The 5,530-nt window shown below is 35.2% G+C and carries 4 protein-coding genes and 2 tRNA genes; 4 read left to right on the top strand and 2 right to left on the bottom strand.

The annotated features are described in order from the left end of the window. Positions 1 to 494: 494 nt before the first annotated feature. On the bottom strand, positions 495 to 2,030 hold the full coding sequence (locus FVB9532_RS19035) for an OmpP1/FadL family transporter (protein WP_150546768.1): 1,536 nt from the start codon (positions 2,028 to 2,030) through the stop codon (positions 495 to 497). Between the two features lie 8 nt (positions 2,031 to 2,038). Then, a complete protein-coding gene (locus FVB9532_RS19030) occupies positions 2,039 to 3,175 on the bottom strand; it encodes a hypothetical protein (protein ID WP_150546767.1) in 1,137 nt (378 codons plus the stop codon). A gap of 102 nt (positions 3,176 to 3,277) precedes the next feature. Here FVB9532_RS19030 and proS point away from each other — a divergent pair, with 102 nt between their 5' ends. From proS to rpsT, 4 genes are all read left to right on the top strand, one after another. Further along, positions 3,278 to 4,756: a proline--tRNA ligase gene (proS, locus tag FVB9532_RS19025; RefSeq protein ID WP_150546766.1), complete on the top strand. Its 1,479-nt coding sequence runs from the start codon at positions 3,278 to 3,280 to the stop codon at positions 4,754 to 4,756. Between the two features lie 79 nt (positions 4,757 to 4,835). After that, a tRNA-Glu gene (locus FVB9532_RS19020) sits at positions 4,836 to 4,907 on the top strand. Between the two features lie 34 nt (positions 4,908 to 4,941). After that, a tRNA-Glu gene (locus FVB9532_RS19015) sits at positions 4,942 to 5,013 on the top strand. Between the two features lie 35 nt (positions 5,014 to 5,048). After that, positions 5,049 to 5,297 carry a 30S ribosomal protein S20 gene (gene rpsT / locus FVB9532_RS19010; RefSeq protein ID WP_150546765.1) on the top strand — a complete coding sequence of 83 codons (249 nt, stop codon included), beginning with the start codon at positions 5,049 to 5,051 and terminating at the stop codon, positions 5,295 to 5,297. The last annotated feature ends 233 nt before the right edge of the window (positions 5,298 to 5,530 follow it).

Here is a 5,530-nt window from a genome sequence, read left to right as displayed (position 1 = left end):
GTTCAGTGTGGAGTACCTCGAGCCAGGGGTGCCCGCAGAGGATGGCGGCATCGGCGAACCTAGGCCTACGACCTTCAAGAACCATTTTACAATGAAAAGGTAGTTCCAAAGGAGAGAAAAGAATAAAAGAAGCCCCCTGAAAACAGTTCAGGGGGCTTCTCTTATTACAGTTGTCAAGGATTTTTTAAAACAGGATGGTTTTAAGATTTGACGTATGAAATCTTACAAATTATTAAAGCGCTTTAATAGTAAGAAAAATATATATATCGAATTGAGAACTAATAAAATAATAGAACTTTCGGTCAATAGTTAAACAAATCTAAACCTCTTTACAGAAAGAGGAGAGGGGGAGGTATGTGATAAATTAGAGACTTACGGCTTAAAATATATTTAATATAAGATCGATTCTTGTTAAATTGAATGTATCGGTTTATTTTAAGTTTTATTTGTAGATGACGAAATCTAAAAAAATGAATTCTCCATCAGAAAATATTTTATAAATTTATAGAAAATGTAGCTGCTACATTTGAAAGTTTTCTTTCTATGGAAGCAGGAGTATTAAAACTTGTTTGTTGAAATTGTTGCTGTGAATCTTGTTCTGAATAATAATAAGATAAGCCTAAGTTTATATTGCCAAAACTATAGCCCAAACCAGCTGAGTAACCTGTTAAATCACTAGCAATTTTATCATTTTTGTAGGGAGACTCTACTAATCTGTAGCCTCCTCTAAAACTCCAAGCTTTAAATCTGTATTCTCCTCCAATTTTATAAGTGGAAGAAGAAGTAAATGTATTGTCAATAGCATTATTAAGTGCATTGAAATTATAATAGCTGTTATTGGAATCATATTCAATTTGAGAATAATCTTTATGAGAATATTCAAAGCTTATAATTCCAGATTTACCAAAAACCAAAGCTAGACTCCCATCTAATCTACTTGGAGTTTTGTAATTGTACTCAGGATAAATATTGATAACCCTAGGATCAAAAACTACTGTGCCATTTTGTTCTCCATAAGTTTCTAGATATTGAGTGGTTTCATCGTGGATTGTGTACCATTGCGGAGAATGATAACTTACACCTAATCTAACTAAATCAGAAATCTTGTAAATGGCACCCAAATCAAATGAAAATCCTGCCCCTAAGGTTAAAACATTATTTTCATAATAAGTTTCATTTACATTGCTGGAGGCCGGAGCATTTTCATAAAATATGGTGTTCTTTTCATAATTAATAATATGCCCATTTAGATTAAGACCGAGGTGTAGTTTATTATTTATGGCTAGAGAAGCATTTCCTGAGACTTTACCATTAAAGCCGGTTGTGAGATAATCATATTGCTGATTAAAACTATTTCCTTGAACATTTGAAACATATTCTGTATTAGAAAAATCAGTATTGTCGGTAGAATTTACCAAGAAAGTCTCGTAGCCTAAATAAGCATTTTGAGCCTGATTGTTGGTATAATTATTATTTCCAGAAAAATCAGCTTCCCCTAAGAATTGATACAAGTCATAAATTGATTCATTGGCAATAGGAACAAGTAAGTCCAATGGAATTCCATTGGCTTGATTAACAAAGAAATTAGAAATTGAGTTATTGGTTATTCCTTGCCAATTATAATAATCGTCTAAACTTTTTTGTTTATCGTAGGTGAGACCTAACGCAAATTTATTTATCGTAGCTTCTGAATTGTAATTGTTGAAAACAAAAACGGCTCCAAGTTGGGAAATATCCAAATCATCCTCACTGGAAGAATTATAATAGTTATTAAAGCCAACATTGTTCTTGTAAAACTCAGCATTTAAAGTTCCAGATAAATAATTGTTTAAAAATATAGAGGAACCAGCCGGATTATCTTTCAATGCCGAAATATCTCCGCCTAAAGCTCCGAAAGCACCTGACATAGCAGTATACCTAGCCGTCCCTTTTAGTTCTGAACTTGAAAGTTGATAAGCTTCATATAGATTTTGGCCATAGCCAATTAATCCTATAAAGACTGTCACTAAAATTAAAGGATATTTTTTCATAACAAATTTTATCTTCTTCTTGAAGTTCTTCCACTTGAACTACGTCCACTACTGCTTCCTGAACTTCTAGTACTGCTGGAGCGGGTAGAGCTACTGCTTCTGTTTATAGTTCCTGAGTTTCTAGAAGAGGAACTTCTTGTGTAAATACTGGAATTTGATCTAGATGATCCTCTTGTATATGTAGAATTATTATTAGTTCTACTTCTTGTAGAAGAACTGTTGTAATAACCATTCCTTCTAGTGTTTGAATTGTTCTGAGTACGAACTCTATTACTGTTATTAGATCTTCCGCTTGCATTTATATTACTAGAATTTCTAACCCTAGCGTTTGCGTTTCTAGCTCTTGAATTACTATAATTAGATCTACTTGAATTAGCATTACTTCTGCTATTAGAACTATTATAATTGCTTCTTGAGTTACTTCTTACATCGGCATAACTGGATCTGTAATTTCTGGAAGAATTATGATAGGCTACACGGTAGTATGGATTTCTGTAATAAGGAGTATAATATGGATTATAGTAACCATTGTTAAAACCATAATATCCTCCCCATCCCCAAGGGCGGTAGTAATTACCCCATCCCCAAGAAAAACCAACAGACCAATTGTTGTAAGGGTTGTAACCCCAACCATAATTCCAACCGTTGTAAGGCCCCCAACCGCCGTAATAACCTCCATACCAGTAAGGATTATTAAAACCGGTATTAATATAATTTATAGAAACAGAAGTAGGGTTCGAACCCCAAGAGGCACCTTCAGTATAGTAAGAAGGTTCTTCGTTGTAAATCCTGTTTTCTGCAGCGATTGCTGTGGTGTCTTGATTGTTCCTGGATGAATATGATTCTACATCGGTAAAAATCTCGCTATCCTGATTATAGGCTTGTGCTTGTGAAATTTTCTCACCTTGTTCAGCAAAATAGTTTTTATAATAATTTCCATCTTTTGTAACATTCGGGTTTACATCACTATTGGAAACTTGAGAAGTTTTTTCAGCTGAATAATTAGAATCGCTTGGATTTGGTGAGTAAATACCATCATTATAACCTGTATTCTGATATGAACCACATGAAATTAGCAATAACGAAGCGAACAAGCCACCGCATAGTTTAAGTTTATTGTCGAAAAGTTGTGATAGAGGTTTCATATCTTGGGTATTTTTATTGTTCTACATATCAAATTTAGTTAGTTTTGTCGTAACTAAAAAAGCTATTAACATTAGCACAACATTTGTGCCAAATACCAGATAATGAGTAAAAAGCTAACGTCTAGAGAGAAAGATTATTCAAAGTGGTACAACGAGTTAGTTGTAGAAGCTAACCTTGCAGAAAACTCTGCGGTGAGAGGTTGCATGGTGATCAAACCTTATGGTTATTCCATTTGGGAAAAAATGCAAGCTCAATTAGACAAGAGGTTTAAGGAAACCGGTCACGAAAATGCCTATTTCCCTCTTTTTGTACCTAAAAGTTTGTTTGAAGCTGAAGAAAAAAACGCAGAAGGCTTTGCTAAAGAATGTGCCGTTGTTACCCATTATCGTTTAAAGACCGATCCTGAAGATGCTAGTAAGTTAATCGTAGATCCTGAAGCGAAGTTGGAAGAAGAGTTAGTGGTAAGACCAACTTCTGAAGCTATTATATGGAACACTTATAAAGGTTGGGTTCAATCGTATAGAGATTTACCAATTTTAATCAACCAATGGGCAAATGTGGTCCGATGGGAGATGCGAACACGCTTATTTTTAAGGACTGCAGAATTTTTATGGCAAGAAGGCCATACTGCGCACGCTACAAAACAAGAGGCATTAGCAGAAACAGAGCAAATGAATAATGTGTATGCTGAGTTTGCTGAAAATTTTATGGCTATTCCTGTAATTAAAGGAAAGAAAACTGATAGCGAACGTTTTGCAGGTGCAGAGGAGACCTATTGTATTGAAGCGTTAATGCAAGATGGAAAAGCTTTACAAGCTGGGACATCTCACTTTTTAGGTCAAAATTTCGCTAAAGCTTTTGATGTGAAGTTTGCTTCCAAAGAAGGAGATTTACAACATGTTTGGTCAACAAGCTGGGGCGTTTCCACCCGATTAATGGGAGCTTTGATTATGACACATAGTGACGATCAAGGTTTGGTGTTACCTCCAAAATTAGCACCGATTCAAGTAGTGATTGTTCCTATTTATAGAGGAGAAGAGCAGCTGGCACAAATTTCAGAAGTAGCCAATCGTTTAGCTTCAGAATTAAGGGAGCAAGGGGTTTCTGTGAAATATGACGATAGAGATACCCATAAACCGGGATGGAAGTTTGCTCAATATGAATTGCAAGGAGTCCCTGTAAGGCTAGCTATTGGCCCTAAAGACTTAGAAAAAGGATCTGTGGAGTTGGCTAGGAGGGATACGTTAACAAAGGAGTTTGTTTCTCAGGTAGAGGTGGTTGATAAGGTGAAAGCTTTGATGGGGGAAATTCAGGAGCATTTGTTCAATAAAGCAAAAGCATTTCGGGACAATCATATTACTGAAGTAGAAACTTTTGATGAATTTAAAGAAGTATTGAAAGCTAAAGGAGGATTTATTTCTGCGCATTGGGATGGTACTCCGGAAACCGAAAATAAAATAAAAGAATTGACCAAAGCTACCATTAGATGTATTCCTTTTGAAGGAAATAAAGAGGAAGGGAAATGTGTGTTAACCGGTGAAAAATCTAAGCAGAGAGTATTGTTTGCGAAGGCTTATTGAAAAAAATAGAAAAAAGTATAATTTTAATTTGTAGTATTCAAAATAACTTATATTTTTGCATCCGCATTTTAAAATTAATGGTCCGTTCGTCTAGGGGTTAGGACGCCAGGTTTTCATCCTGGTAACAGGGGTTCGATTCCCCTACGGACTACAAAGCTGAAGAGCTTTTTGAAATATTGAATAATGGTCCGTTCGTCTAGGGGTTAGGACGCCAGGTTTTCATCCTGGTAACAGGGGTTCGATTCCCCTACGGACTACAAGAAAAATTAACGATAGAAAGAAAGTAAGAGTTATGGCAAATCATAAGTCGGCATTAAAAAGAATCCGTAGTAACGATGTAAAGCGTTTAAGAAATCGCTATCAGCATAAAACTACGCGTAATGCCATTAAAAAATTAAAAGCTGCAGATAAGAAGGAAGCGGAAACTTTATTTCCTAGTGTAGTTTCTATGATTGATAAATTAGCAAAGAACAATATTATTCACGCTAATAAAGCAGCCAACTTAAAGTCTAAGTTAGCAAAGCATGTTGCGGCTTTATAAGCGGTAACTAATACCAATTAGTGTTCAAAATAATGAAGCTCCTCTTAGAGGGGCTTTTTTAGTTGGATGTAATTTTTACCGACTTAAAAGTTTTCAAATAAAAAAGAGGCCGTCTAAAAACAATTTGGGCGGTCTTTTTTTTGGTTGTTTTTAGGGTTAAAGCAAGTTTTAGTGATATTGGGTTAACTAGTTAAAGGTTAAAAGTTGGGTTTTACCTTCATCAGGACATTATA

The sequence above is a fragment of the Mesonia oceanica genome (assembly GCF_902499555.1).
Taxonomy (GTDB): Bacteria; Bacteroidota; Bacteroidia; order Flavobacteriales; family Flavobacteriaceae; genus Mesonia; species Mesonia oceanica.
Note: the sequence above shows the minus strand (reverse complement) of the source record. Positions and strands in the feature narration are given on the sequence as shown.